Annotated in this window: 21 protein-coding genes and 2 riboswitches; of the genes, 13 read left to right on the forward strand and 8 right to left on the reverse strand. The window is 64.6% G+C overall.

The features are described 5' to 3' along the window. Position 1: 1 nt before the first annotated feature. The 5 genes from ARC39_RS08210 (at position 2) to ARC39_RS08230 (ending at position 5,868) form a co-directional block, all read left to right on the forward strand. Positions 2-1,366 (forward strand): aminotransferase class III-fold pyridoxal phosphate-dependent enzyme, encoded by a 1,365-nt coding sequence (locus ARC39_RS08210; protein ID WP_068112794.1) that lies wholly within the window; start codon positions 2-4, stop codon positions 1,364-1,366. Positions 1,367-1,655: 289 nt separating this feature from the next. After that, on the forward strand, positions 1,656-2,585 hold the full coding sequence (locus ARC39_RS08215; RefSeq protein WP_068112798.1) for a class I fructose-bisphosphate aldolase: 930 nt from the start codon (positions 1,656-1,658) through the stop codon (positions 2,583-2,585). A 246-nt stretch (positions 2,586-2,831) separates the two neighbouring features. Next, complete coding sequence (locus ARC39_RS08220; RefSeq protein WP_068112800.1) at positions 2,832-3,404, forward strand: hypothetical protein; 573 nt, start codon at positions 2,832-2,834, stop codon at positions 3,402-3,404. Positions 3,405-3,579: 175 nt separating this feature from the next. Next, complete coding sequence (locus ARC39_RS08225) at positions 3,580-5,394, forward strand: AMP-dependent synthetase/ligase (protein WP_068112804.1); 1,815 nt, start codon at positions 3,580-3,582, stop codon at positions 5,392-5,394. 171 nt (positions 5,395-5,565) lie between these two features. After that, positions 5,566-5,868: an FtsB family cell division protein gene (locus tag ARC39_RS08230; protein WP_068112807.1), complete on the forward strand. Its 303-nt coding sequence runs from the start codon at positions 5,566-5,568 to the stop codon at positions 5,866-5,868. A 377-nt stretch (positions 5,869-6,245) separates the two neighbouring features. Here ARC39_RS08230 and trpS read toward each other — a convergent pair whose 3' ends face one another. Further along, positions 6,246-7,274, reverse strand: a complete 1,029-nt coding sequence (gene trpS, locus ARC39_RS08235; protein WP_068112809.1) for a tryptophan--tRNA ligase — start codon at positions 7,272-7,274, stop codon at positions 6,246-6,248. Between the two features lie 75 nt (positions 7,275-7,349). On the opposite strand from trpS, the gene ARC39_RS08240 reads away from it, so the two are divergent. After that, positions 7,350-8,051, forward strand: a complete 702-nt coding sequence (locus tag ARC39_RS08240; RefSeq protein WP_068112812.1) for a rhomboid family intramembrane serine protease — start codon at positions 7,350-7,352, stop codon at positions 8,049-8,051. A gap of 74 nt (positions 8,052-8,125) precedes the next feature. Here the strand turns inward: ARC39_RS08240 and ARC39_RS08245 are convergent, their stop codons facing one another. The 5 genes from ARC39_RS08245 to ARC39_RS08265 are packed head-to-tail and all read right to left on the reverse strand — an operon-like array spanning position 8,126 to position 11,634. After that, positions 8,126-8,809 carry an energy-coupling factor ABC transporter ATP-binding protein gene (locus tag ARC39_RS08245; RefSeq protein WP_068112816.1) on the reverse strand — a complete coding sequence of 228 codons (684 nt, stop codon included), beginning with the start codon at positions 8,807-8,809 and terminating at the stop codon, positions 8,126-8,128. Then, positions 8,796-9,590: a cobalt ECF transporter T component CbiQ gene (gene cbiQ / locus ARC39_RS08250; RefSeq protein ID WP_068112819.1), complete on the reverse strand. Its 795-nt coding sequence runs from the start codon at positions 9,588-9,590 to the stop codon at positions 8,796-8,798. Before cbiQ ends, ARC39_RS08245 begins: the two co-directional genes overlap by 14 nt. Continuing rightward, the gene (locus ARC39_RS08255; protein ID WP_068112821.1) at positions 9,587-10,225 is read right to left on the reverse strand and encodes a NikL family nickel/cobalt ECF transporter subunit; all 639 of its coding nucleotides are present in this window, start codon (positions 10,223-10,225) and stop codon (positions 9,587-9,589) included. The genes cbiQ and ARC39_RS08255 overlap by 4 nt, the downstream gene beginning before the upstream one ends. Next, positions 10,222-10,839: a cobalt transporter CbiM gene (gene cbiM / locus ARC39_RS08260; RefSeq protein WP_068112823.1), complete on the reverse strand. Its 618-nt coding sequence runs from the start codon at positions 10,837-10,839 to the stop codon at positions 10,222-10,224. The genes ARC39_RS08255 and cbiM overlap by 4 nt, the downstream gene beginning before the upstream one ends. A 3-nt stretch (positions 10,840-10,842) precedes the next feature. Beyond that, a complete protein-coding gene (locus tag ARC39_RS08265) occupies positions 10,843-11,634 on the reverse strand; it encodes a DUF4198 domain-containing protein (protein ID WP_068112826.1) in 792 nt (263 codons plus the stop codon). Between the two features lie 138 nt (positions 11,635-11,772). Then, a riboswitch (cobalamin riboswitch) is annotated at positions 11,773-11,993 on the reverse strand. 361 nt (positions 11,994-12,354) lie between these two features. On the opposite strand from ARC39_RS08265, the gene ARC39_RS08270 reads away from it, so the two are divergent. Genes ARC39_RS08270 through cobM form a run of 6 tightly spaced genes read left to right on the forward strand, consistent with a single transcriptional unit; the run spans position 12,355 to position 18,633 of the window. Next, positions 12,355-13,467 carry a sirohydrochlorin chelatase gene (locus ARC39_RS08270; RefSeq protein ID WP_068112829.1) on the forward strand — a complete coding sequence of 371 codons (1,113 nt, stop codon included), beginning with the start codon at positions 12,355-12,357 and terminating at the stop codon, positions 13,465-13,467. Further along, positions 13,467-14,186 carry a precorrin-8X methylmutase gene (locus tag ARC39_RS08275; protein WP_068112831.1) on the forward strand — a complete coding sequence of 240 codons (720 nt, stop codon included), beginning with the start codon at positions 13,467-13,469 and terminating at the stop codon, positions 14,184-14,186. Before ARC39_RS08270 ends, ARC39_RS08275 begins: the two co-directional genes overlap by 1 nt. Beyond that, the gene (gene cbiE / locus ARC39_RS08280) at positions 14,183-15,376 is read left to right on the forward strand and encodes a precorrin-6y C5,15-methyltransferase (decarboxylating) subunit CbiE (RefSeq protein ID WP_236545155.1); all 1,194 of its coding nucleotides are present in this window, start codon (positions 14,183-14,185) and stop codon (positions 15,374-15,376) included. The genes ARC39_RS08275 and cbiE overlap by 4 nt, the downstream gene beginning before the upstream one ends. Further along, positions 15,373-16,071, forward strand: a complete 699-nt coding sequence (gene cobI / locus ARC39_RS08285) for a precorrin-2 C(20)-methyltransferase (protein WP_068112835.1) — start codon at positions 15,373-15,375, stop codon at positions 16,069-16,071. Before cbiE ends, cobI begins: the two co-directional genes overlap by 4 nt. Further along, a complete protein-coding gene (gene cobJ / locus ARC39_RS08290) occupies positions 16,064-17,872 on the forward strand; it encodes a precorrin-3B C(17)-methyltransferase (RefSeq protein WP_068112838.1) in 1,809 nt (602 codons plus the stop codon). The genes cobI and cobJ overlap by 8 nt, the downstream gene beginning before the upstream one ends. After that, positions 17,869-18,633: a precorrin-4 C(11)-methyltransferase gene (gene cobM, locus ARC39_RS08295; protein ID WP_068112843.1), complete on the forward strand. Its 765-nt coding sequence runs from the start codon at positions 17,869-17,871 to the stop codon at positions 18,631-18,633. The genes cobJ and cobM overlap by 4 nt, the downstream gene beginning before the upstream one ends. A gap of 145 nt (positions 18,634-18,778) precedes the next feature. Here cobM and ARC39_RS08300 read toward each other — a convergent pair whose 3' ends face one another. After that, on the reverse strand, positions 18,779-20,068 hold the full coding sequence (locus tag ARC39_RS08300; protein WP_068112846.1) for a cobyrinic acid a,c-diamide synthase CobB: 1,290 nt from the start codon (positions 20,066-20,068) through the stop codon (positions 18,779-18,781). Beyond that, on the reverse strand, positions 20,065-20,925 hold the full coding sequence (cobA, locus tag ARC39_RS08305; RefSeq protein ID WP_068113256.1) for a uroporphyrinogen-III C-methyltransferase: 861 nt from the start codon (positions 20,923-20,925) through the stop codon (positions 20,065-20,067). The genes ARC39_RS08300 and cobA overlap by 4 nt, the downstream gene beginning before the upstream one ends. A 174-nt stretch (positions 20,926-21,099) precedes the next feature. Here cobA and ARC39_RS08310 point away from each other — a divergent pair, with 174 nt between their 5' ends. Further along, positions 21,100-21,864 (forward strand): cobalt-precorrin-6A reductase, encoded by a 765-nt coding sequence (locus ARC39_RS08310; protein WP_068112848.1) that lies wholly within the window; start codon positions 21,100-21,102, stop codon positions 21,862-21,864. Next, positions 21,859-22,060: riboswitch (cobalamin riboswitch) on the forward strand. It overlaps the preceding gene by 6 nt. The last annotated feature ends 77 nt before the right edge of the window (positions 22,061-22,137 follow it).

A 22,137-nucleotide genomic window follows, 5' to 3' on the forward strand; every position in this document is an offset into this window, starting at 1 on the left:
AATGTCTCTCGATCTCGACATGTCCACCGACGGCGTCCTCACCGCCGATACCCATCTCGTGCAATCCTTCGCGGACCTCAACGCACTCAAGCAGGACGGGGCGCGGACCGTCATTGTGGGTGCCGAAGGGGCCTATGTTACCGACAGTGAGGGCAATCGCCTCATCGACGGCATCGGCGGGCTCTGGTGCGTCAATGCAGGTCACCGGCGGCCGGAGATCATCGCCGCCATCACCGAGCAACTGGAAACGCTCGACTACTACTCGACGTTTTACAATTTTACCCATCCGACAGCCGCCACGCTCGCCGCGAAACTGGCCGAACTCGCGCCCGGGCCGCTCAACAAGGTGCATTTCGGGAATTCCGGCTCGGTAGCCAACGACTCCGCGGTGCGTATCCTCCACCACTACTACAACCGCCTCGGCCAACCGAAGAAGAAGCAGGTCCTGAGCCGCCATGGCGCCTATCACGGCTCGACCCACCTCGCCATCGCGATGACCACGCCCGGCTATTCCGAGGGCTGGGACAAGGCCGAGGGGCTGGTGCACCATCTGCGTTGCCCGCACCATTGGCGCGAAGGCGCGGACATGAGCGAGGCGGAGTTCCTCGACGCGCTGATCGACGACGCGAAGGACAAGGTCGAGGAAATTGGCGCAGAGAATATCGCCTGTTTCATCGCCGAGCCCATCATGGGGGCAGGGGGCATCATCGTGCCGCCCGCAGGGTATCACGCTGCCATGGGCGCGCTCTGCCGCGACTACGAGATCAAGTACATCTCCGACGAGGTTGTGACGGCCTTCGGCCGGTTGGGTCATTTCTTTGCCTCGAAGGACGTGTTCGACGTCCAGCCAGACATCATCACCACCGCCAAGGGGCTCACCTCCGGTTACCAACCGCTCTCTGCCACGATCCTCAGCGACGAGATCCACGAAGTCATCTCCGACGAAGGCGCGATGTTCCTGCACGGCATGACCTATTCCGGGCATCCGGCGGCCTCGGCGGCGGCACTTGCCAACATCGCGCTGATGGAGCGCGAGGGCATTCCGGAAAGGGTGCGCATAACCGGAAAACGGTTTGAGACAAACCTGTGCGCTCTTTCGGATCTGGAGATGGTGGGCGAGGTGCGCGGCAGCCATTTCATGATGGGGATCGAATTCGTCCGCGACAAGGCGGCCAAGACTCCATTCGCATCCGAAGACCAGATTGGGCTCAAGGTGGCGCGCCAGGCGCAGAAACGCGGACTGATCGCGCGGCCGCTGGGCAACATCCTCATTCTGTCGCCGACACTGGTAATGGACGAGACCATGATAGATTCCACCGCCGAAATCCTGCGCGAGAGTATTGTCGAGGTACAATCCGGGCTCTGACATCTGCCGACCGAATTGCGGCCCGCCCTGAGCAGTCCGTTTCGGGTCCCGGCACGAAGGTGACCCCATTGCACTGCATCGGTGAACCCTGCGCGGTGCTATGACACTGCCATGACACCGCAGCATAGCAGATTGCCAAAAACCGCCGAAATGGCCGCTTTGTGGCGGCAAAAGGCGCTGTGGGAGCGCCCAAACTGCGACTTAGCGACCCTTTTCGGTCATCCGGCTTGCGCGCTCCCCGGCGGGCTTTTACGCCGCTCGTGCAATCCACAGCATAGGGATCGAATCCATGAAAGCCACCAGAGCTGTTAGCCGTATCCTCGCCAATTACGAGGGCGAGACGCCGGGCGTGAAGGCAAACCTTTGCCGCATGCTCATGGCCGGCAAGCTGGGCGGTACCGGCAAGATGATTATTCTTCCCGTCGACCAGGGTTTCGAGCACGGCGGCCACCGCTCGTTCTGCCCGAACCCCGCCGGTTTTGACCCGCACTATCACTACCAGCTGGCCATCGATGCCGGGCTGAACGCCTATGCCGCCCCGCTCGGCTCGCTGGAAGCCGGCGCCGACACCTTCGCCGGTCAGATCCCGACGATCCTCAAGGTGAACTCGGCCAACTCGCTGATGTCGGGCACCGCCGCCAAGAACCAGGCGATCACCGCCTCGGTCGACGACGCGCTGCGCATCGGCGCCTCGGCCATCGGCTTCACCATCTACCCCGGCTCCGACGTGATGTTCGACATGTTCGAAGAGATCGTCGAGATGCGCAAGGAAGCCGCCGCCAAGGGCATCGCCACGGTGATCTGGTCCTACCCGCGCGGCGAAGGCGTGACCAAGGATGGCGAGACCGCGATCGATGTCGGTGCCTATGCCGCCCATATTGCCGCCCTGCTCGGCGCGCATATCATCAAGATCAAGCTGACCACCGATCACGTCATGCAGGACGAGGCCCGCAAGGTCTACGAGGAGAATGGTGTCGATATCTCCACCCTGCCGGCCCGCGTGAAGCACTGCGTCGACAACTGCTTCAACGGTAAGCGTATCGTCGTCTTCTCGGGCGGCGCCAAGAAGGGCGCCGACAGCGTCTATGACGATGCCCGCGCGATCCGCGACGGCGGCGGCAACGGTTCGATCATCGGCCGGAACTCCTTCCAGCGCCCGCGCGAAGAGGCCCTGCAGCTCTTTGCCAACCTTGTCGACATCTACAAGGGCAAGGCCTGAAGCCATTTCTTGACACGGATGTTCGGCCCGGTGCGTTTGCGCCGGGCCGTTTCATTTGGCTAGTCACTCTCCAGCAGGCAGATTGCGCCGCTTTCCGGGTCCCGGCGTACCACCCTCCCGAAGCGTTGCCAAACCGGGTAGGGACCGGCATTGTGCTTTGGGCGGAGGCCGTTCGCCGTGCGAGATCCAGTCGGGGGCGGATCTTTTCGTTTCGGGCATTGTGCGATCGGCAGGAGGGTGAGGAGAATGACTTTCGATCCGACCGAAAAGCGGGTGGCGGCGATTTGGTGCCTGGGATTGCGCCCGGGCGCGGCCAGGATTGGCGGCCCTGTCCTCGCGTTCTTTGCGCTGCTGATCGGGGCTCAAGCAGCCTTGGCCACGTCGAACGACGAAGCGCGTGCGCTGTGCCGGGACGAACTTCTTGCAAACCGGGGTGCCGTGACAGTGGACATCTCGAATCTGAGGCGGCACAACGGCGTGCCCTATGTCTACGGAACAGCGGATTTCCAGGATGTCGACCGGGTACGCATTCGCTGTCGGGTCTACGACGACGAGGTCCGCGAGGTGTCCTACCTCTTGGCAGACCCCGCGTTGTTGCGGGGAGTGGTCTGGTCGGAGGAACGCCCTGTGGGAACCGGGCATACCGACCTGATGCTGGACGAGGCTTCGATGGCGCCGCCGCCTGCGCTGAGCATGAACCCCGGCCCGGTCGAAGTTCCGCGACTGGACGATGGCAGCACGACGGAAGCCCCCTCTCAAGCGGCCGCGCCAGCGGATTTCGAACCGCATTTCGAGAAACCGCCGCAGGCAAGCGATTGACGTGATCCTGTCGGTCCGCGCAACCTGTATTGTCGCGGCGCAATGACAGATCCAAGGCGTTGGGGAGAAGGCGCAGCGGTTATGGGGGCGCCGGGCAACACGAGCCCACCGGGCGTTTCGCACGTGCTCTGATCCGTGGTGCACGGCAACCGGCGGGACTGGGGAGGACGAACGGATGGGGGTAGATCTGATCCCGGCGGCGCAGGCCGGCACGCTGTACGGCCTGCTTTGCAAACGCACGGAGCGAATGCCTGACGCCGTTGCCTATCGCGAGGTGGATCGCACGTCCGGCGAGTGGGTGGCGCTTACCTGGCGAGAGGTGCTGGCGCGGGTCGATCGCATTGCAGGTGCGCTTGCCGCCACCGGTGTCGGGCGCGGCGACAGGGTCGCGATATTTCTACAGAATTGCGCCGACTGGATCTGCTACGACATGGCGGCGCACAAGCTGGGTCTGCCGGTCGTGCCGCTCTATACGAACGACGCGGTCGCGAACACGGCCTACGTGCTCTCCGATGCCCGGCCGCGTGTTTTGCTTTTAGACACTGCCGCGCGATGGGAGGCCGTGGCTACCGCCTTGGAGGATACGAGCTTCATTGAGGCGGTTTGGATTCACGACGCGGGCGCGACGGACGAGGGAATGGAGGCTTTGCCCGGGAACTGCAGTCCATGGTCCACCGTGATCGAGGCCGCGTCTGGTTTCGGGACCGAGGCCTGCAGCACACCGGACGATCCTGCTGCGCTGATCTATACCTCGGGCACCACCGGTGCGCCGAAAGGGGCCGTGCTCACCCACCGGGCGCTTCTGGCGAATGCAGAAGGGGTGGCGCAGGTCTTTCCGCCGCGTACAGACGACACCTTCCTCTCGGTTCTGCCGCTGGCGCATGGGTTCGAGCGCACTATGGGCTACGTGTTGCCGCTGCTCGGCGGTTCCTGCGTCGCCTATGCGCAATCAGTCCTCAGGCTACGGCAGGACCTCGCAACGATCCGACCGACCGCACTCATGGGCGTGCCGCGGCTCTACGAGTCGATCTACTCGTCCGCCCGGCGCGCGGCCGCCGAGAGCCCCTTGCGTCTCCGCCTCTTCGACATGACCGCACGAATCGGATGGCAGCGCTTTGCGGCGCGCGGCGGGTTAGGTCCGGGACCCGGCGTGTTGGAGCGGATGATCTGGCCATTACTCGACCGGCTCGTGGCGCGGAAGGTCAAGGCGGCCTTCGGTGGCAACCTGCGTGTCGCCGTATCGGGGGGCGCCAGTTTCCCGCCCGAGATTTCGCGGGCGCTGATTGGGCTCGGCGTGCCGATGGTAGAGGGATATGGCCTGACGGAAGCCGGCCCCGTGGTGACCGCTTCGTTGCAGGAAGAATACGTGCCGGGGTCCGTTGGATACGCGCTTCCGGGGATTGAGATTGCGTGCACCGATGCCGGCGAACTGGAAATACGCTCGCCGGGATGCATGACAGGCTATTGGCGAAACCCGGAAGCCACCGCCAACCTGATCGACAGCAAGGGGTGGATGCAAACCGGAGATTTGGCCCAACTGGACGGGAGATGGATACGGATCACAGGGCGCCTCAAGCACATACTGGTCCTTTCCAACGGTGAAAATGTAAACCCGAGGCCAATCGAAACGGCGCTGGAGAGCGATCCGCTGTTCGAACAGATCTGCGTGGCCGGGGACGGGCGCCCCTACCTAACGGTGCTGCTCGTCCTGAACAAGGATGTCTGGCAAGAGGTGGCGGGTGCGGCTGGCGTCGATGCAGGTGACCCCAATTCCCGCGAGGCGCGGGCGTTGATCCAGCCGCGGATCAAGGACCGGCTTGCGGGCTTCCCTTCCTACCAGCAGGTCCGTGGCTATCATGCGAGTCTGGACGAATGGACGGTGCAGCAACGGCTCGTCACGCCGACCCTGAAGTTGCGTCGTGACCGAATCCTGGCAGCCTACGGCGACGAAATCGCGGCTCTCTACACGCGCGAGGGCGGTTCGGGCTGAAGCTCTGATATGCCGGACACGCGTTCGGGACCCGTTGTGTTGCATCCGCGACTCACATCGCACCGGAGGTTTTTACTCGCCCGATTGTGCCTTTCTTCAGGATTCACAAGCTGCCGTCAGTGTGACACTGTGCCTGCACGCCGCCCGAAGAGGTGGCACCGAGGCAGAGACATGAACACAAGCCATTCCCGCCCCGCGGTGAAATCCGCGGTCTTCCTGACCGTTAGCTTCTCGCTGGCGATGTATTTCACGTTTGCCGCCGTGCAAGGCGATTTCGGTCTGTTTCGACGTGTTGAGATCGAAGCTGAAATCCGCCGGATGGAAGCGGAAAAGGCGGATCTGGAACGCGAGGTGGCGGTTATGCGGAACAAGACGCACCGGCTCTCGGAAGAATTCCTCGACCTCGATCTTCTGGATCAGCAGGCGCGCGACGTTCTGGGCCTCATCCGCGCCGACGAGATCGTCGTGCGGTAGACAAGACGACGTACCCAAGAGTGGCGCGAAAAGAGGTCGCCAGAAGCGATAGATGGGCATGTGCGGCGTCCATGGCGCGCGGATGTCCCCGGCAGGTCAAGCCCAAAATGGTGTCACCGCGAGAACGCGTCCCCGACCCGGGGGGGTGCCGGAGACGCGTGGCGCAAGGCCTTTAGAGTGCACCGACGCCCTCCAAACGGAAAGACGCGTAGCTGCGCTACAACCAGGCGAGGTACCAGGGTGCGCGAGATTGGCGGGTGGCATCGCGTGCCGTGCCCGTACGGTGCGCAATCTGAAGCGCGATGGTTTCGATTCCATGTCGGTCAGGAATCGGATTTGTGAAGACAATCCGCACCGGAGCGCGTCGATCGGCGGCCTCAGCGACCGACGAGCCCGACAATCTCGAAGGTGCGGCGAAGGATCGGGTCCGCAACCGTGCGAGCCTGATCCGCACCATGCGCCAGCGTACGATCGATTTCCGCCGGGTCGGACATCAGGCGCGCCATTTCAGCCGAGATCGGTGCCAGTTTTTCAACCGCGAGGTCAGCCAGCGCTGGTTTGAACCGGCCCCAACCGGCACCGGCGTATTCGGCGATCACCGCCTCGTCGGTCTTGCCGGACAGACCGGCGTAGATGTCCACGAGGTTCTTCGCCTCCGGCCGTCCGGTCAGCCCTTCCAATGTCTCGGGGAGCGGCTCGGGGTCTGTCTTGGCCTTCTTGATCTTCTTGGCGATCGTGTCGGCATCGTCTGTCATGTTGATGCGTTCCATGTCACTTTCGCCGGATTTCGACATTTTCTTGGTGCCGTCGCGGAGATTCATCACCCGCGTTGCCGGCCCCTCGATCACCGGGACGGTTTCGGGGAAGAAATCGACTTTGAAGTCGTGGTTGAACTTCTGGGCGATGTCGCGGGTCAGCTCCACGTGCTGCTTTTGATCCTCGCCCACGGGCACGTGGGTAGCATGGTAGAGGAGAATGTCAGCCGCCATGAGGGCAGGATACGCATAGAGCCCGAGGCTCGCCTTTTCGGCATTGGCACCGGCCTTGTCCTTAAACTGGGTCATCCGGTTCATCCAGCCAACGCGTGCAACGCAGTTGAAGATCCAGGCAAGCTCCGCGTGGGCCGACACCTGGCTCTGGTTGAACAGGATTGACTTGGTCGGATTGATCCCGGAGGCGATGAAACCGGCGGCCACCTCGCGCGTCGCCGCGTGCAGTTCAGCAGGGTCTTGCCATACGGTGATCGCGTGCAGGTCGACGACGCAATAGACCGTTTCGTGGGTGCCGGCCTCTTGCCAGTCGACAAAACGCTTGATCGCGCCGAGGTAATTGCCCAGCGTCAGACCGCCAGAAGGCTTGATCCCCGAGAAGACACGGGGTGTGAATTTGCTGGCGGCTTCCGACATCAGATGAACTCCGGCTGGTCATACGGGTCTCGCTCGCTTACCCATGGCTCGAAATGGCGTCAACCGGAGGCAGCGATGCAAACTGACCCACAGGGGCCAAACCACGACAATCCGTTCAATGCCCTGCCGCCGGTGGTGGTGGTGCTCGCGCTCGCGATCTTTGGAGTCGAGGTGCTGTTTCAACTGGTCAAGTCGGGGTTCATTGGCGGCACGCGCGGGGGAGACGACTGGCGCATGATCGCGATCCAGACATTCGCCTTTTCCGGCGAAATCCTGAATTGGATGATCGAGACAGGCCGATGGCCGCTTGAACAGGTGCAGCGGTTCGTGACCTACCTGTTTGTACACGGCAGTTTCACCCACGCCGTCATGGTTTGCGTATTCGTGTTAGCCCTTGGCAAGCTGGTGGGCGAGACGTTTTCACAGGTGGCGGTGGTCGGCGTTTTCTTTGGCGCAGGAATCGTTGGCGCGGCGGTCTACGGGCTCGTGCTCGACACACCCTATCCACTGATCGGCGGCTATACAGGCGCCTATGGGCTGATCGGGGCCTTCACCTATATCCTTTGGGTCGGATACCGGCATACCGGACAGAACCAGCTACAGGCGTTTCGACTGATCGGCTTCCTGCTCGGGCTGCAACTTCTCTTCGGTTTGATCTTCGGCACCAACAAGGATTGGATCGCCGAGCTTGCCGGATTCGTCACCGGATTCGTGCTGTCCGGCATTCTGCGGCCCGGTGGCTGGGCGCAGATTCTGGCGAGTATCCGCAACCGCTGACTTTGCTCCTTGGGTGTCGATCCATCGCGTGCCGCCGCCGGTGGCAACTTGCAGCCGTCTTTCGGTGTCGGCGCCTAAGGCACCGAAGCGTTGCGGCACTTCGGTGGAGCCGGTTGTGTGAGTATACCCTCCTTGAGGCGTAGTGACCGGGTGCCGAGACGGCGCCGGAAGTGCGGGTCGTGGCTGACGATGACCATGGCCTGGGGCAGGGCGTCCAGAACCTCGACAAGCCGCGCCTCGTTTTCCTCGTCAAGCGCATTGGTCGGCTCGTCGAGCAGCAGCACATCTGGTTCCATCGCCAAAACGGTTGCAAGCGTTACGAGTCGTTTTTCGCCGCCGGAAAGCCGGTGGGTGACCCGGTCGCGCAAATGCATCAGGTCAAGGCGTGTCAGTACGGAGTCGACGATCTCAATCGCGGAGGCGCGCGAGGCGCCGAGATTGAGGGGGCCAAAGGCGATATCCTCTGCGACCGTGGGGCAGAAGAGTTGGTCGTCCGGATCCTGAAAAACCAACCCCGCGCGTCTGCGCACGTCGTGGAAATCCGCTTCCTCGCGGCGGCTCTGGCCGAATGCAGCGACGGTTCCGCCGGTTGGGCGCAGCAATCCCACCATGATCCGCAGCAGGGTCGACTTGCCGGCGCCGTTATGCCCGGTAACGCAGACGCGTTCGCCGGCGTCGAGCACCATGTCCGCGCCAGCCAGGATCGGTGGCCGGTGCGGATAGCCAAAGTGAATGTCGGAGAGTTCAAACAGCGGCATGCAGCGCTTCCCCGACGAGTAAGGTGACGATCAGGAGCGAGAATAACGCCGCAAAAACAATGTCATTTTGGCTAAGGCAGAAGCGCTTCATAAGCGGGATATGGCCGGTAAATCCGCGGCATTTCATGGCGTCCATAATGCGTTCCGATCGCTCCACCGAACGTACCAGCATCATCCCCAGAAGGTAGCCGACGCTCCTGTAGGTGTGCCAGCATGTTGAGGGGCGGAACCCACGTGCTTTCATCGCAAGGCGCAGGCGCATGTATTCCTGCCGCAATACCTCGATGTAGCGCACCGTGAACATCAGCAGATGAACAAGGCCAGCCGGTACCCGCAGGCTGTGAAGCGCGTGGCCGAGCACGACCGGTTCCATCGTGCCAACCAGTGCCATCAAGGCCAGTATCACCGCATTTGCCTTCAGCGCGATCCGCGTCGCCTGCGCTAACCCCTCCCAGGAAGCGCTTATTCCCCAGATGGTTAGAATCGGTTCTCCCGGTACCGTGAAGGGCAACAGGATCAGCATGAAGAGAATAAAGCTGTCCATCGCCACCATTCGTCGAAGCGTTTGGCGCGGCGGCAGGCGAGAGGCCACCAGGAGCGCAAGGGCGATAGCGACGGCCGCAACCAGTGTGCCGAAGCTATCGCAGGTCACCACGGTCACCGCGAAGCCGACTGCGCAGAGAATGCGCGCACGGGGGTCGAGCTGTGCCAGCCAGCCGGTCTGATGGCCCGGTGCGTTGGAGGGCAGCGCGGTGCCGGTGATGGTGGGAATGCCGCTCATGTGGCGCTCCGCAGCCGGTGACGCGCGGCGACGTAGAAGCCGAGACCAAAGAGACCGACGATGTAGCCAATCCCGCCAAGAATGCTCTGAAGGTCGTTCTTCTCCTTGTAGGCCGCGATCTCCTTGCGCAGCGGGCGCATCTCATCTCGAACGATCCGAGCGATATCATCGGCGCCAAGGGCGGGAGGGGCTGAGGTAAGTTGAGCCGTGTTCGGTTCCGCAGCAATGGCAATGGTGGCGGCGGCTCCCGGTGTTTCGGGAGCGGCAGCATTTGCGACGGATGAGGCCGCCGCGCCCACGACGGACGTTCCCAATAGGGCGGCCACTTCGTCGGCGGGCATTGTTGCCTCACCAACATGACCCGCGCCCAGGTTGGCGCGGAACACATGGGTCACCGCCGTGCGCGGCGTGAAGACGAAGAATCCGTCTGCGTCGGTCACGGTCTCGCCGAGCTTCGTGCCGTTCTCATCGAAAACCTCGATCGGGGTTCCTTCCTTGGCAGTATCACCGCTGGAGAAACCCAACTCGCCTTCGATCTGAGTGCCGGACGGGAAAACCCCCATCACCACCTTGTGCGCGACGGCAGGCAAAGGCAGCAATGCCAACGAAAGGGCAAGGCAAACAGCGCGTATCATGATCTGGCTCCCTCGAAAACGTCGAAAAGCTCCGGTTTGACCTGTCGGGCGAGGTACACCGCGGCCCCCGTCAAAAGGGCCTCGATCACCATCACCGGGATATGGGCGAAGAAGACGAGCTTGGCAGGGGCGAAGAATTCCTCGCCAGTCAGTGCCAGCGATAGGGCCACGAAGATCGTGGTCAGGGCGATTGCCATGGCTCCGCCGATGGCACCCCAGATGGCGCCAGTCGCCGGTGTGCCTGATAGCACCAGACGCCGTAGGATCACGCCGACGATCACGGCCGGCATCGCGATATTGAACGTATTGACGCCGAGCACCGTGACCCCGCCAAAGCCGAAGAACACCGCCTGAAGCAGCAGTCCGACAAACAGCGCGGGAAATGCGGCCCAGCCGAGCACAAGCCCGGCCAGACCGTTCATGATCAGGTGTACCGACGACGGTCCGATGGGCACATGGACAAGCGACGCCACGAAGAACGTGGCCGACAGAACCCCGGCGACCGGGATCTTTTCCATCGGCAGGCGTCGCAGCCCGAGCGCCAGTCCGCCCAGGGTGAGTACGGCGCCGCCGATCACCACCGGGTTAGAGAGAGCTCCGTCGACGACGTGCATCGTTCACTCCATGTCCCAGGCGCGGATCCAGATGACGGCATCCTGGCTGAGTTCCTTGCCTTCGAATTCCGTTTCCGGCCCCGAACCGAGCGCGGCGAACCCCCAGAAGCCGGACTTCGGGATGCCGAAGGTGAAATAGCCCGCGTCGTCCGACACCGCGACAAGCGGACCCCCGGGCATGGGCGCGGAAGTCGGTGCGAGTGTCTTATTGCTCTCCATGTCTGGTGCGGCGGCGATATACTCCACCTCGATCTCGGCTCCGGCCACCGGCTCACCGTTCGACAGGACCCGGCCGGTAAAGGTGGAGCCGGTGACGACGTTCGTGGGCTTGTTGAGCGGCACGATCTCCGTCTTCAGGCCCTGCGGTTCGGTCCAATCCGTCGGCATCTCGTTGCGGTTGAGATAGCTCTTGGTGATCTGCTGGATGTAGATATCCTCGCTCTCCTCGTAATAGGGCGCGGGCACCAGCACGAGCACGTAGTCGCCCGACCGCTTCACCGGAACGGTGGCGTCGTAGGCGGCGGCGGAATTTCCAGTGCCGGTGAAGGTGATCGGGGCGAGCCTGTCCTTGAGGTCGATCGTCTCGCCGCGATGGACGGCGTAGAATTCGAGAGGCTCACCCATATCCATCACGTGGCCGTTTTCAAACGGATGCCAGAAGACCAGTTTCAGTGGCAGTTCCACGGGCGCTTCGATGATCGTATCGGGCGAATAAATGAGCTGGAAATGCGCGAAAGCCGCCTGGGAAAGGCCGAGGCTGGCGAGGCTCGCCAGAAGGAAGCTACGTACAGTCATGTGTCGTCTCTCACTCGATAGTGCCGCGCGTGACGGCAGGTGTGAAAGGATCGACGGGGTATTTGGCTCGAAACGGGGGAAGGTACTTGCCCGGCTCGCGCCAGACGCTCACCCCGGCGTCCGGTTGGACCACAGAGCGGGCTCCGTGCGGCCTCGGCAGGTCTCCTGACTTGCGGGTCGATGCTCGGCTGGCCTTCCCGGGGCTCGTCGCGCCCAGTGGCTTTTTCAGCTTCGCTCTCCGCTCACAGTTGCGGGGGCAGTCACGGATTTGGTCCCTGATGGGTACGCCACACCGTGTTCCCTTTTTCATCCCCGGTGCGCTTGCATCCGACCGGGAAACCGAAGATGACGTCTTGTGTCCCCGCGCATGGCCAGTTGTCAATCTCGTAGTGCCGGGGGCGGCGATTTCACCCAATCGGGTTGCGCAGCCCTCCCGGCAGGCACCGAGAATCGTGCCGATGGGGTCAGAAGCGCCGGTCGACCGGACTGCGATCCTGCGTCGCTTGCCGTTCGAGCCGGGCGCTGCTAGGGGACGGGCGACGATGCCGGAAGGCGGAACGGGAGAAAGGCGGCTCCGACCCACACCGGGGGAGCGGCCGATCATCGTCTGAGCGGGCGCGTTCGGTGCCCGCGCTGGCCCCGTATTGCAGCCGGTTTGGGCAAGCGAAGGAGCCAGGCCATGACCACTGTCCAAAATGTGCGATCAGCGGAACCCGGCCGATGAGCAAGATCGGTGTGATGCTCTGCGGGCATGGCTCCCGATCGCAGGCGGCGGTGGACGAATTCGCCGTGCTGGCCCGAAAATTACCGGCCTTGCTGCCCGATGACTGGATGGTCGACTACGGTTACCTGGAATTCGCCAATCCGGTCATCCGGGCCGGGCTCGACAACCTGCGCGAGGCGGGATGCGAGCGTATCCTTGCAGTTCCGGGCATGCTGTTCGCCGCGATGCACGCGAAGAACGACATCCCGTCGGTTCTCAACGCTTATGCCGCCGAACACGGAATCGCGGTGGATTACGGACGCGATCTTGGCGTCGATGCGCGGATGATTGCAGCGGCGGCCGACCGGATTGCCGACGCTATGGCACAGGCCGACGCAGCCGAAGGTGCCGTTCCGGTGCAGGAAACCTGCCTGGTTGTGATCGGGCGCGGTGCATCGGACCCGGATGCCAATGCCAACGTTTCCAAGATTGCGCGCATGCTCTGGGAGGGGATGGGATTCGGCTGGTGCGAGGTAGGGTATTCCGGTGTGACCTTTCCGCTGGTGGAACCCGCGTTGGAACAGGCCGCGAAGCTCGGATTCCGGCGATACATCGTCTTCCCGTACTTTCTCTTCACGGGCATCCTGATCGACCGGATCTACGGGTTCACGGACATGGTCGCGGCGGCCAATCCGCAGGCGCAATGGGTGAAGGCGGGATACCTGAACGACCATCCGAAGGTGTTGGAGACATTTGCCGAACGTGTGACCGAGATCCTTGACGGTGACACCGCGATGAACTGTGGCTTGTGCAAGTACCGGACACAGGTCCTCGGTTTCGAGGCCGAGGTGGGCATGGCACAGGAAAGCCATCATCACCACGTGGAGGGGCAGGGGGCGAGCGCGCCGGGTTCCAACGTGGAGGATTGCGAGAAGTGCGATACCTTCTGCACTGGCGCGTGCCGGCTGGATAGCGGAGGACATTCCCACCAGCACACGCACGGGCATCATCACAACCATGCGCACGGACATCATCACGGGCATGATCACGATCATCACCATCCGCCCTATCCCCACGCCGATCATCCGATGGGGCCGGAGAGCGTGCGCAAGCACCTGAAATCCAGCTGATGTTGGACTACGAGCGCGATCCGGCGGCGATCTATCGGCAGAGCTTCGCAACAATCGAAGCGGAAGCCGACTTATCGGCGCTTCCTGCGGCGGCGCGGCCCATGACTGTGCGCTTGATCCATGCCTGCGGCATGGTGGAGATTGCCGCCGACCTGCGTTTTTCGGACGGGGCGTTCGAGGCAGGGCGGGCGGCTCTGGCAAGTTGCCTGCATGCTGATCAATCCGACGTCTCTCCGCGCGTTGCGTCCGCCATTTCGCGCGAGACCGTTTCTGTCGGTTCTCGTGGCCTTCCCATACTCTGCGACAGCGAAATGGTGGCCCGCGGCATTATCGGGCGCGCTTTGCCCAAGGAGGCAGCCCCTGTGGTTACGCTGAACGATCCGCGCACGTCCGAACTTGCCAATCGTCTCGGGACGACACGGTCAGCAGCGGCCACCGAGTTGTGGAGTGACCGGCTGGAAGGCAGCATTGTCGCCATCGGCAATGCACCCACGGCGCTGTTTCACCTGCTGGAAGGGCTGGAGCGGGGCTGGCCGCGCCCGGCATTGATCCTCGGCTTTCCGGTTGGCTTCGTGGGGGCTGCGGAGAGCAAGCAGGCGCTCGCCGAATTGCCTCACGGCGTGCCGTTCGTCACACTGCTGGGCCGCCGCGGCGGATCGGCGATGGCTGCCGCGGCGGTCAACTCCCTGACCCTCGGGCTGAGGGGAGATGGAACGTGAGCGCATGGCTTGACGTAATCGGCATGGGCGACGATGGCTGGGACGGACTTGCACCCGCCGCCCGGTCGCGACTGCAAGAGGCAGAGGTGATCGTCACCGGCCCGCGCCTGGATGCGAAACTCCCGGAATTGAACGCGGAACGAAAACTCTGGCCATCTCCCTTCCGCGACCTTGCCGACGAACTCGCACGGCATCGCGGCCGTCGTGTCGCCGTTCTGGTGACCGGCGATCCTCTCTGGTATTCCGCCGGAGCGCTCTTTCTACGCCGCTTTGGACCCGACGAGATCACCTACTACCCGCAGCTTTCGGCTTTCCAACTCGCCGCCGCACGCATGAAATGGAGCCTCGCCGATGCGGAGACCCTCACCATTCACGGCAGACCGGCTGAACAGGCGATCCCATTCTTCACCCCCGGTGCGCGCCTGCTGATCCTGACCAAGGATGGCAAGTCGCCCGCAAAGGTGGCGACGATGCTGACAGAACGCGGGATGGGCGCCAGCCGGCTGACAGTGCTGGCCAGTCTGGGCGGGTCGGCGGAGAGCCGGACCGAGGGGACCGCGGTGGATTGGTCGGGCGAGGCGCCGGATTTCCACGTTCTCGCGGTCGAGTGCCTTGGTGCGCCGGGTGGAGTGGTCTTGCCGCGCACGGGGCTGCCCGACGCGGCCTTCTCGCATGATGGACAACTCACCAAGCGCGAATTGCGGGTGTTGACGCTGGCCGCGCTCGCGCCCCGGCGCGGCCAATTGCTGTGGGACATCGGCACCGGCTGTGGCTCGGTCGCAATCGAATGGATGCGCGCGGACCGGGACATGCGGGCGATTGGCTTTGACCGGTCCGCGGAGCGGTTGGCCATGGCCTCTGAAAACGCGACCCGGCTTGGGGCGCCGCGTCTCGATCTTCGCCATGCGGAAGTACCGGATGCACTCACCGATTTGCCCGCACCCGATGCCGTTTTCATTGGCGGCGGCCTGTCCGAACAGACGGCTGCGGCGGCGCTGGGTGCTTTGCGACCGCATGGTCGCCTCGTCGCCAATGCGGTCACTCTGGACAGCGAGGCGGCATTGGCGCGCCTGCATGCGCAGCACGGCGGCAGCCTCATCCGGGTTTCGGTCGCCCGCGCGACCCCCGTGGGCCGCATGCGCGGCTGGAAGCCGATGATGCCCGTCACGCAATGGAGTTTCACGAAATGAGCGGCACACTCTACGGGCTGGGTCTTGGCCCTGGCGATCCGGAGTTGATGACCCTGAAAGCGCATCGTCTGATCTCCACCGCCGAAGTCATTGCCTATCCGGCCCCAGACAGCGGTGACAGCTTCGCCCGCTCGATTGCCGCGAGTTTCATACCGGTCGGCGCGCGCGAGATACCAATCGTGATCCCCATGCGCAGCGCGCGCTTTCCGGCGCAGGAAGTCTATGACGCAGCCGCCGGAGAGATCGCGGCGGTGCTGGAAACCGGCGGGGATGTGGTCGTGCTCTGCGAAGGCGATCCGTTCTTCTACGGCTCTTTCATGTATCTGTTCGCCCGGCTGGCGGATCGGTTCCCGACGGAGGTCGTGCCCGGCGTTTCGTCGTTGTGCGCCGTCACCGCCGCCGCAGGCCTGCCGCTCATTGCACGTGACGAGGTGCTGACGGTATTGCCGGCAACCTTGCCGGCCGCCGAACTGGAGGCGCAGATCCGCAAATCGAACGCCGTGGCCATCATGAAACTCGGACGCCATTTCGCCAAGGTCCGGTCCATGCTGGACGGATTGGGGTTGGGTGAAAGGGCCGTATTCGTCTCCCACGCCTCGCTGCCGGAACAGAACGTCTGTCCGCTCTCGCGCGCCCCGGAGACGGTGCCCTACTTCTCGATGGTCGTTCTGCCGGGGAGGGATTCGCATGTCTGAGCCGGTGCCAGTCATCGTCTCGCTGACGTCGCACGGTGACCTGGCCGCGCGGATTGCCGCAGCAACCGGTGGACGTCGCGACTTGCGCGGGCAGGACTTCGACGATCCCGGAACGCATCTGCGAGCGCTTTTTACCGCCGGTCATCCAATTGTCGGGATCGCGGCAGCGGGTATCCTGATACGCCTGCTGGCGCCGGTTCTGTCCGACAAGCGCGACGAGCCTCCGGTGATTTCGGTCGCGGCTGATGGTTCTACCGTGGTGCCCCTGTTAGGCGGCCATCGCGGCGCGAACGTGCTCGCTCACAGCATCGCGGAGACGCTGGGCTGCGCGGCCGCCGTCACCACCGCTGGGGATGTAGCGCTCGGGGTGGCGCTGGACGCGCCGCCGGACGGTTGGCGGCTGGAGAATCCCGACGCCGCGAAACCAGTGATGGCCGCGCTGCTCGCGGGCAGCCGCGGGCAGCTGTCGGGGGACGCGCCCTGGCTTGCGCCGCTGGTAACGCAGGGGGTGGTCGACACCCTGCCAGCAGATGCCAATGCGCCCGTCGTTCTCAGCGTACCGGGGACCGCGCCGTTGATATTCCGGCACGCGGCCTACGCACTTGGTGTGGGTTGTGCCCGTGGATGCGCGCCGGAGGAACTGATCGGGCTTGTGGAGCGCACGCTCGACGCCGCCGGGCTCGCCGAAGGCGATGTTGCGGCGGTGCATTCGATCGACCTCAAGTCGGATGAGGCGGCTATCCACGCGCTGGCGCATCGACTGGGTGTTCCGGCGGCCTTCCACCCGGCCGCGCGGTTGGAGCGGGAAACGCCGCGCCTTGCGACACCGTCCGATATCGTCTTTGCCGAGGTCGGGTGCCACGGTGTCGCCGAAGGCGCCGCGCTCGCGGCGGCAGGGCCGGGCGGTAGGCTCGACGTGCCCAAGGCCAAAAGCGCCAATGCGACATGTGCTCTGGCGCGGATTTCATCGGGCGGCGATGCCGGCACTCCGCGCGGCCACCTGGCCGTGGTCGGGATCGGACCGGGGCAGGCAAACTGGCGCACGCCGGAAGCGACGCGGCTGATCGCCGAGGCGGACGAACTGGTCGGCTATGGATTCTACATCGACCTCCTCGGGGCAGAGGCGCGCGGTCGGATGCGCCGCGATTTTGCCTTGGGCGAGGAGGAAGCACGCTGCCGCTACGCGCTGGAAGCCGCGGGCGAAGGGCGGCGTGTGGCACTGATCTGTTCCGGCGACGGTGGGATCTACGCCATGGGTGCGCTGGTCATGGAATTGCTCGATCGCGCGAGCGACGCCGGCGGCGTCTCGGCAGCGGCGAAACGCGTGGAGGTGACCCACGCGCCGGGGATCTCCGCCCTTCAGGCCGCCTCGGCCCGCGCAGGCGCCCTTCTCGGGCATGACTTTTGCGCGATTTCGCTGTCGGACCTGCTGACGCCTCGGGAGGCAATTCTCAAACGCATCAAAGCGGCCGCCGAGGGCGATTTCGTCGTCGCCTTCTACAACCCGGTCTCGCGTCGCCGTCGCACACTGCTTGCCGAGGCGCGTGATATCCTGCTGGCCCACCGTCCGGCGGACACGCCGGTTCTGCTCGCGCAGAGCCTCGGGCGGCCCGAAGAATCGATAGCATTACGTCGGCTCGACGCGCTCGATGTGGACGAGGTGGATATGATGACCATCGTCCTCGTCGGGGCGTCCGCGTCGCGTCGCGTTGAAAGCGGCGATATCGCGGCCGGTGCCGGCGGCACCTGGATATATACGCCGCGAGGCTATGCAAAACGGATCGACGGAGCTCGCACATGACCGTCCATTTCATCGGTGCCGGCCCCGGGGATCCGGAGCTTATCACCGTTAAGGGCCAGCGGCTTATCGCCTCCTGCCCGGTGTGTCTTTACGCTGGTTCCCTGGTGCCCGAAGCGGTCGTGGCCGGTGCTCCGGATGGCGCGCGGGTCGTGGATACCGCACCGCTCGCGCTTGACGAGATCGTCGCCGAGATCGCCGCCGCCCACGCGAAGGATCAGGACGTGGCGCGCGTGCACTCTGGCGATCCGTCGCTTTACGGGGCGATCGCCGAACAGGTCCGCCGGTTGCGCGCGCTCGGCATCCCGTATGATATCACCCCCGGCGTACCGGCCTATGCCGCCGCAGCTGCCGCAATTGGGCAGGAACTGACAATCCCGGAGGTGGCACAGACCGTCATCCTCACCCGTACGGCAATGAAGTCCTCGGCCATGCCCGAGGGCGAGGACCTTGCAACGCTAGGTGCCTCCCGCGCGACACTGGCGATCCACCTGTCGATCCGCAATCTGTTGGAAATCGAGCGACAGCTTGCACCGCTCTACGGCGCCGATTGCCCGGTCATCGTCGCCTATCGCGTTGGGTGGCCCGACGAAAGCTACATTCGCGGCACGCTCGCCGATATTCGCGAGAAGGTGCGCGCTGCCAAACTAACCCGGACGGCCCTGGTTTTCGTCGGTCGCGTATTCGCGCAGCACGAGTTCCCCGATTCCGCGCTCTACGACGCGAACCAGCCCCATATTCTGCGTCCGAAGCGAAAGCCTTAGCGCTCCGGCCTGTCCATGTTCACGCGGCGTGGGCGGGGATATCCGTCTGCCGCGCTGCCCGCGCGCCGCGGCGCGCGGCCCGGCCCAACGGGAGGAGCCGCATCTGCGATGCGCCGACGACGGGCGGGAGCCACCGCTGTCGGTCTTATCCGGGCGCGATAATGTGTGCGAAGCTCCCCGCGACACGGCCAATCTGCAGACCCATGTTTGGGGTGGGTGTACCAGTAGCGTCGGTCGCCCGAAACAACCGCGCTGCGCCACCCTCTTCGACAATCGTGGCATAGTGGAATTCGTGCCCCATCAGCGCGCCGTTCCACGGTGCGCCGGGCAACGGCGACAATCGCCGGTACCCCAGCGTTCGGCGGCGTTCGGCAAAGGACGTCACGAGCGGCAACAGGCCCAGCATCTCGTGGCGGGTGCCATCGGCGTCAATCATCCCATCGCCGAGGGCCATGTACCCGCCGCACTCGCCGTAGATCCGCGCGCCACGGTCGGCCGCCCGCCGGGTCAGGCCGAGGAACTTGCCCGCATTCGCCAACCGCCCGGCATGAAGCTCCGGATAGCCACCGGGCAGGAAAACCGCGTCGGCGAACTGGTCCGGTCCCTTGTTGTCGAGTGGCGAAAAGGACAGGATCTGCGCGCCCTGTGCGTGCCAATCGTCAAGCAGGTGGGGGTAGACGAAGGCGAAGGCCGCATCGCGGGCCACGGCGATGCGTTGACCCAATGGCGGCAACCGGTTGGATGAGCCACTCGCCGGCGCCACGGGGCCGGCCGCGGCGAGCATCGCATCGAGGTCGAGCGCGGCCTCCAACCGGTCCGCGGCTCCTTCCAGGAAGCTCTCGATTCCCTCGGTTTCGGCGGCCTGAACAAGCCCCAGGTGCCGCTCCGGCAGGCTCAGCGCCCGGTCGCGCGGGATTGCACCGAACACCGGGATGTCCACGTCGCGCATGGGGCGCAGGGCCATCTCGGCGTGCGCCTCCGACCCGCACCGGTTCAGGATCACGCCCGCCACCGGCAGATCCGGGCGCAGTGCCTGTAGTCCTACGGCAGGCAGCAATGCCGATTGCCCGGTCTTCGCAATGTCGAGCACAAGCACGAGGGGCAAGCCGAGCAAAGCTGCCAGGTCCGCAGCCGAACCGTGCCCGTCGCGACCCGCATCGAGGACGCCCATGGCGGCCTCCACCACCAGGAATGCCCCGCCTTGTGCGGCTGCCCGGGCCAGCAACGTTTGCGGAGTCATCGCCCAGGCGTCGAGGTTCACCGAAGGCGCGCCGCAGGCAGCTTCGTGGAAGGCCGGGTCGATGTAGTCCGGGCCGCTCTTGGCCGCGCGCACATCCAGACCACGCCGCTTGAGTGCCCTGAGCAGCCCGAGCGTTACCACCGTCTTGCCCGCACCGGAACTGGCAGCGGCGATCACGAAGCCGCGCGCAGTCATGACGCTTCGGCTGTGCCCCCGCGCAGCAGTGGATCGAGGTCTCTCGGTGCCATGCCCTGCAACTGCCCCATCCAGTCAATCACCTGGCGCATCAGAACGACGCGGCCTAGGCAGACGATGGCCGGGGCTTCCATCTTGGCGCGCACCGCTTCATCCGCGGCGGCGCCAAGTGTGGTTTCCAGCACCCGCATGTCTGAAAGAGTCGCGTTCGAGACGATGGCTACGGGCTCCGTTGCATCGCGACCGCCTTCGAGAAGTGCTTGCGAAATCTGCGGCAAGTGTTTGATTGCCATGTACATAACAATAACAGGGCTGCCCATTGCGAGCGAGTGCCAGTCAATCGCAGACGGTGTGAGCCCGGTCTGATCGTGGCCGGTGAGGAAGGTCACGGCCTGGTTCACGTCGCGGTGCGTCACAGGAATGCCGGCATAGGCGAGCCCGCCGATACCGGCCGAAATGCCCGGTGTGACCCGGAATGGCACGCCCGCTTGTACCAGCGCTTGCGCCTCTTCGCCGCCACGTCCGAAAACGAAGGGGTCGCCTCCCTTCAGCCGCAAGACGCGCCGGCCCTCCCGTGCCAGTTCGATCAAACGGAGCGAGATGTCGCGCTGCTTTGCCGAGGGGCGTCCACCGCGCTTGCCGGCGTATTCCAGAACGGTTTCGTCACGCCGCCAGTCGAGAATGCGCGAATCCACAAGGGCGTCGTAGACGATCACGTCGGCCTGCTGGAGCGCGTGCAACGCCTGCAGGGTCAGGAGACCGGGCTCGCCGGGACCAGCGCCCACCAGCCAAACGAGGCCCGGTGGAAATTCCGGCCATTCATGGGGAGGCAGGGTTAAACGCGTATCGTCAGTCATGGCGCGCAGCATAGTGCTGCCCTGCGGCGAAGGCGAGACATCATCGTGCGAATTCCCCTGCACCTGCTGTTGGTCTGGCGCCCGCACAGGCTATAGCTCACCAATGACACCTGAGTCTTGCACGCCGCTTCGATGCCATTTCCCACGCCGCCCCGCTGCTCCGGGCCGATGGCAATGAATGCGCGGGTCCTGATCCTCGGCGGCACGTCAGAGGCGCGCGAACTGGCCGAGGCCTTGGCGGCGCGCGACATCGACACGGTGACTGCGCTTGCGGGCGCGTCCGGCCGCGCAAGCGGGTATGCAGGCGACGTCCGCATTGGCGGTTTCGGTGGTGCCGCGGGGCTGGCCGATTACCTGGCGGCGCAGGACGTGTCGGCACTGGTTGATGCGACACATCCCTTTGCCGCAACGATCTCGGGCCATGCGGCGGCGGCTGCGCGGCTTTCGGGCTGTCCGACGATCAGGCTCGACCGCCCGGCCTGGACGGAGCCCTCCGGTGCTGGCTGGCAACAGGTCGCAACGCTCGCGCAGGCGGTATCACGTCTGCCATCCGGCGCGCGCGCCTTCATGGCGACGGGGAAGGGCTCTGCGGGCGTGCTCTCCAACCGTGCGGATGTGACATTTGTTTTGCGCAGCATTGCGGCGGTACCGGACCTGCCGACCCATGTGGAACCCGTACTCGCACACCCGCCGTTTTCCGAGGATGCTGAGCACGCGCTCTTTGCGTCGATGGGCATTACGCATCTGGTAACGAAGAATTCGGGCGGCGCGAGCGGCCGGAGCAAACTCGATGCGGCTGCAGCGCTTGGGCTTCCTGTTATCATGGTTGTACGTCCGCCCGCACCAATCGGAGTCGCCAGCGTTTCCAGCGTCGCAGAGGCGTTGGACTGGCTCGAGCAAACGCTGGCGCTTGACACTTCTTCCGGACCGACGCCATAACCTGCGCACGAGGTGCCCGGTGCGATCCGGGCGAAGAGGGAATGCGAAAGGGCGCCCGTGTGTGCCCCGAACCGCAGCCGCCCCCGCGACTGTATGCGGAGAGCCGCCACCCGTTGCCACTGGCGCTTGCCGCCGGGAAGGCCGGTGCCGGCAGCGACCCGCGAGCCAGGAGACCTGCCTCGTGCCGCCGGCGCAGCCGGTGCGGGATGCGGATTCGGGCGGGGTGCCCCGGCGTCGCGTCGGCGCAGGCGCCGCCCGCGGGAGTGGAGCATC

The sequence above is a fragment of the Tropicimonas marinistellae genome, assembly GCF_001509585.1.
In the GTDB taxonomy this organism is placed as follows: domain Bacteria; phylum Pseudomonadota; class Alphaproteobacteria; order Rhodobacterales; family Rhodobacteraceae; genus Tropicimonas; species Tropicimonas marinistellae.

Coding starts and splice junctions, on each gene's coding strand:
- cbiM (WP_068112823.1), bottom strand. CDS start 10,839: ATGCACGTCGTCGACGGAGCTCTCTCTAACCCGGTGGTGATCGGCGGC.
- ARC39_RS08240 (WP_068112812.1), top strand. CDS start 7,350: ATGCAAACTGACCCACAGGGGCCAAACCACGACAATCCGTTCAATGCC.
- ARC39_RS08275 (WP_068112831.1), top strand. CDS start 13,467: ATGTTGGACTACGAGCGCGATCCGGCGGCGATCTATCGGCAGAGCTTC.
- ARC39_RS08255 (WP_068112821.1), bottom strand. CDS start 10,225: ATGATACGCGCTGTTTGCCTTGCCCTTTCGTTGGCATTGCTGCCTTTG.
- ARC39_RS08210 (WP_068112794.1), top strand. CDS start 2: ATGTCTCTCGATCTCGACATGTCCACCGACGGCGTCCTCACCGCCGAT.
- cobI (WP_068112835.1), top strand. CDS start 15,373: ATGAGCGGCACACTCTACGGGCTGGGTCTTGGCCCTGGCGATCCGGAG.
- ARC39_RS08220 (WP_068112800.1), top strand. CDS start 2,832: ATGACTTTCGATCCGACCGAAAAGCGGGTGGCGGCGATTTGGTGCCTG.
- trpS (WP_068112809.1), bottom strand. CDS start 7,274: ATGTCGGAAGCCGCCAGCAAATTCACACCCCGTGTCTTCTCGGGGATC.
- ARC39_RS08245 (WP_068112816.1), bottom strand. CDS start 8,809: ATGCCGCTGTTTGAACTCTCCGACATTCACTTTGGCTATCCGCACCGG.
- ARC39_RS08265 (WP_068112826.1), bottom strand. CDS start 11,634: ATGACTGTACGTAGCTTCCTTCTGGCGAGCCTCGCCAGCCTCGGCCTT.
- ARC39_RS08230 (WP_068112807.1), top strand. CDS start 5,566: ATGAACACAAGCCATTCCCGCCCCGCGGTGAAATCCGCGGTCTTCCTG.
- ARC39_RS08310 (WP_068112848.1), top strand. CDS start 21,100: ATGAATGCGCGGGTCCTGATCCTCGGCGGCACGTCAGAGGCGCGCGAA.
- cobJ (WP_068112838.1), top strand. CDS start 16,064: ATGTCTGAGCCGGTGCCAGTCATCGTCTCGCTGACGTCGCACGGTGAC.
- cobA (WP_068113256.1), bottom strand. CDS start 20,925: ATGACTGACGATACGCGTTTAACCCTGCCTCCCCATGAATGGCCGGAA.
- cbiQ (WP_068112819.1), bottom strand. CDS start 9,590: ATGAGCGGCATTCCCACCATCACCGGCACCGCGCTGCCCTCCAACGCA.
- cobM (WP_068112843.1), top strand. CDS start 17,869: ATGACCGTCCATTTCATCGGTGCCGGCCCCGGGGATCCGGAGCTTATC.
- ARC39_RS08300 (WP_068112846.1), bottom strand. CDS start 20,068: ATGACTGCGCGCGGCTTCGTGATCGCCGCTGCCAGTTCCGGTGCGGGC.
- ARC39_RS08225 (WP_068112804.1), top strand. CDS start 3,580: ATGGGGGTAGATCTGATCCCGGCGGCGCAGGCCGGCACGCTGTACGGC.
- ARC39_RS08215 (WP_068112798.1), top strand. CDS start 1,656: ATGAAAGCCACCAGAGCTGTTAGCCGTATCCTCGCCAATTACGAGGGC.
- ARC39_RS08270 (WP_068112829.1), top strand. CDS start 12,355: ATGAGCAAGATCGGTGTGATGCTCTGCGGGCATGGCTCCCGATCGCAG.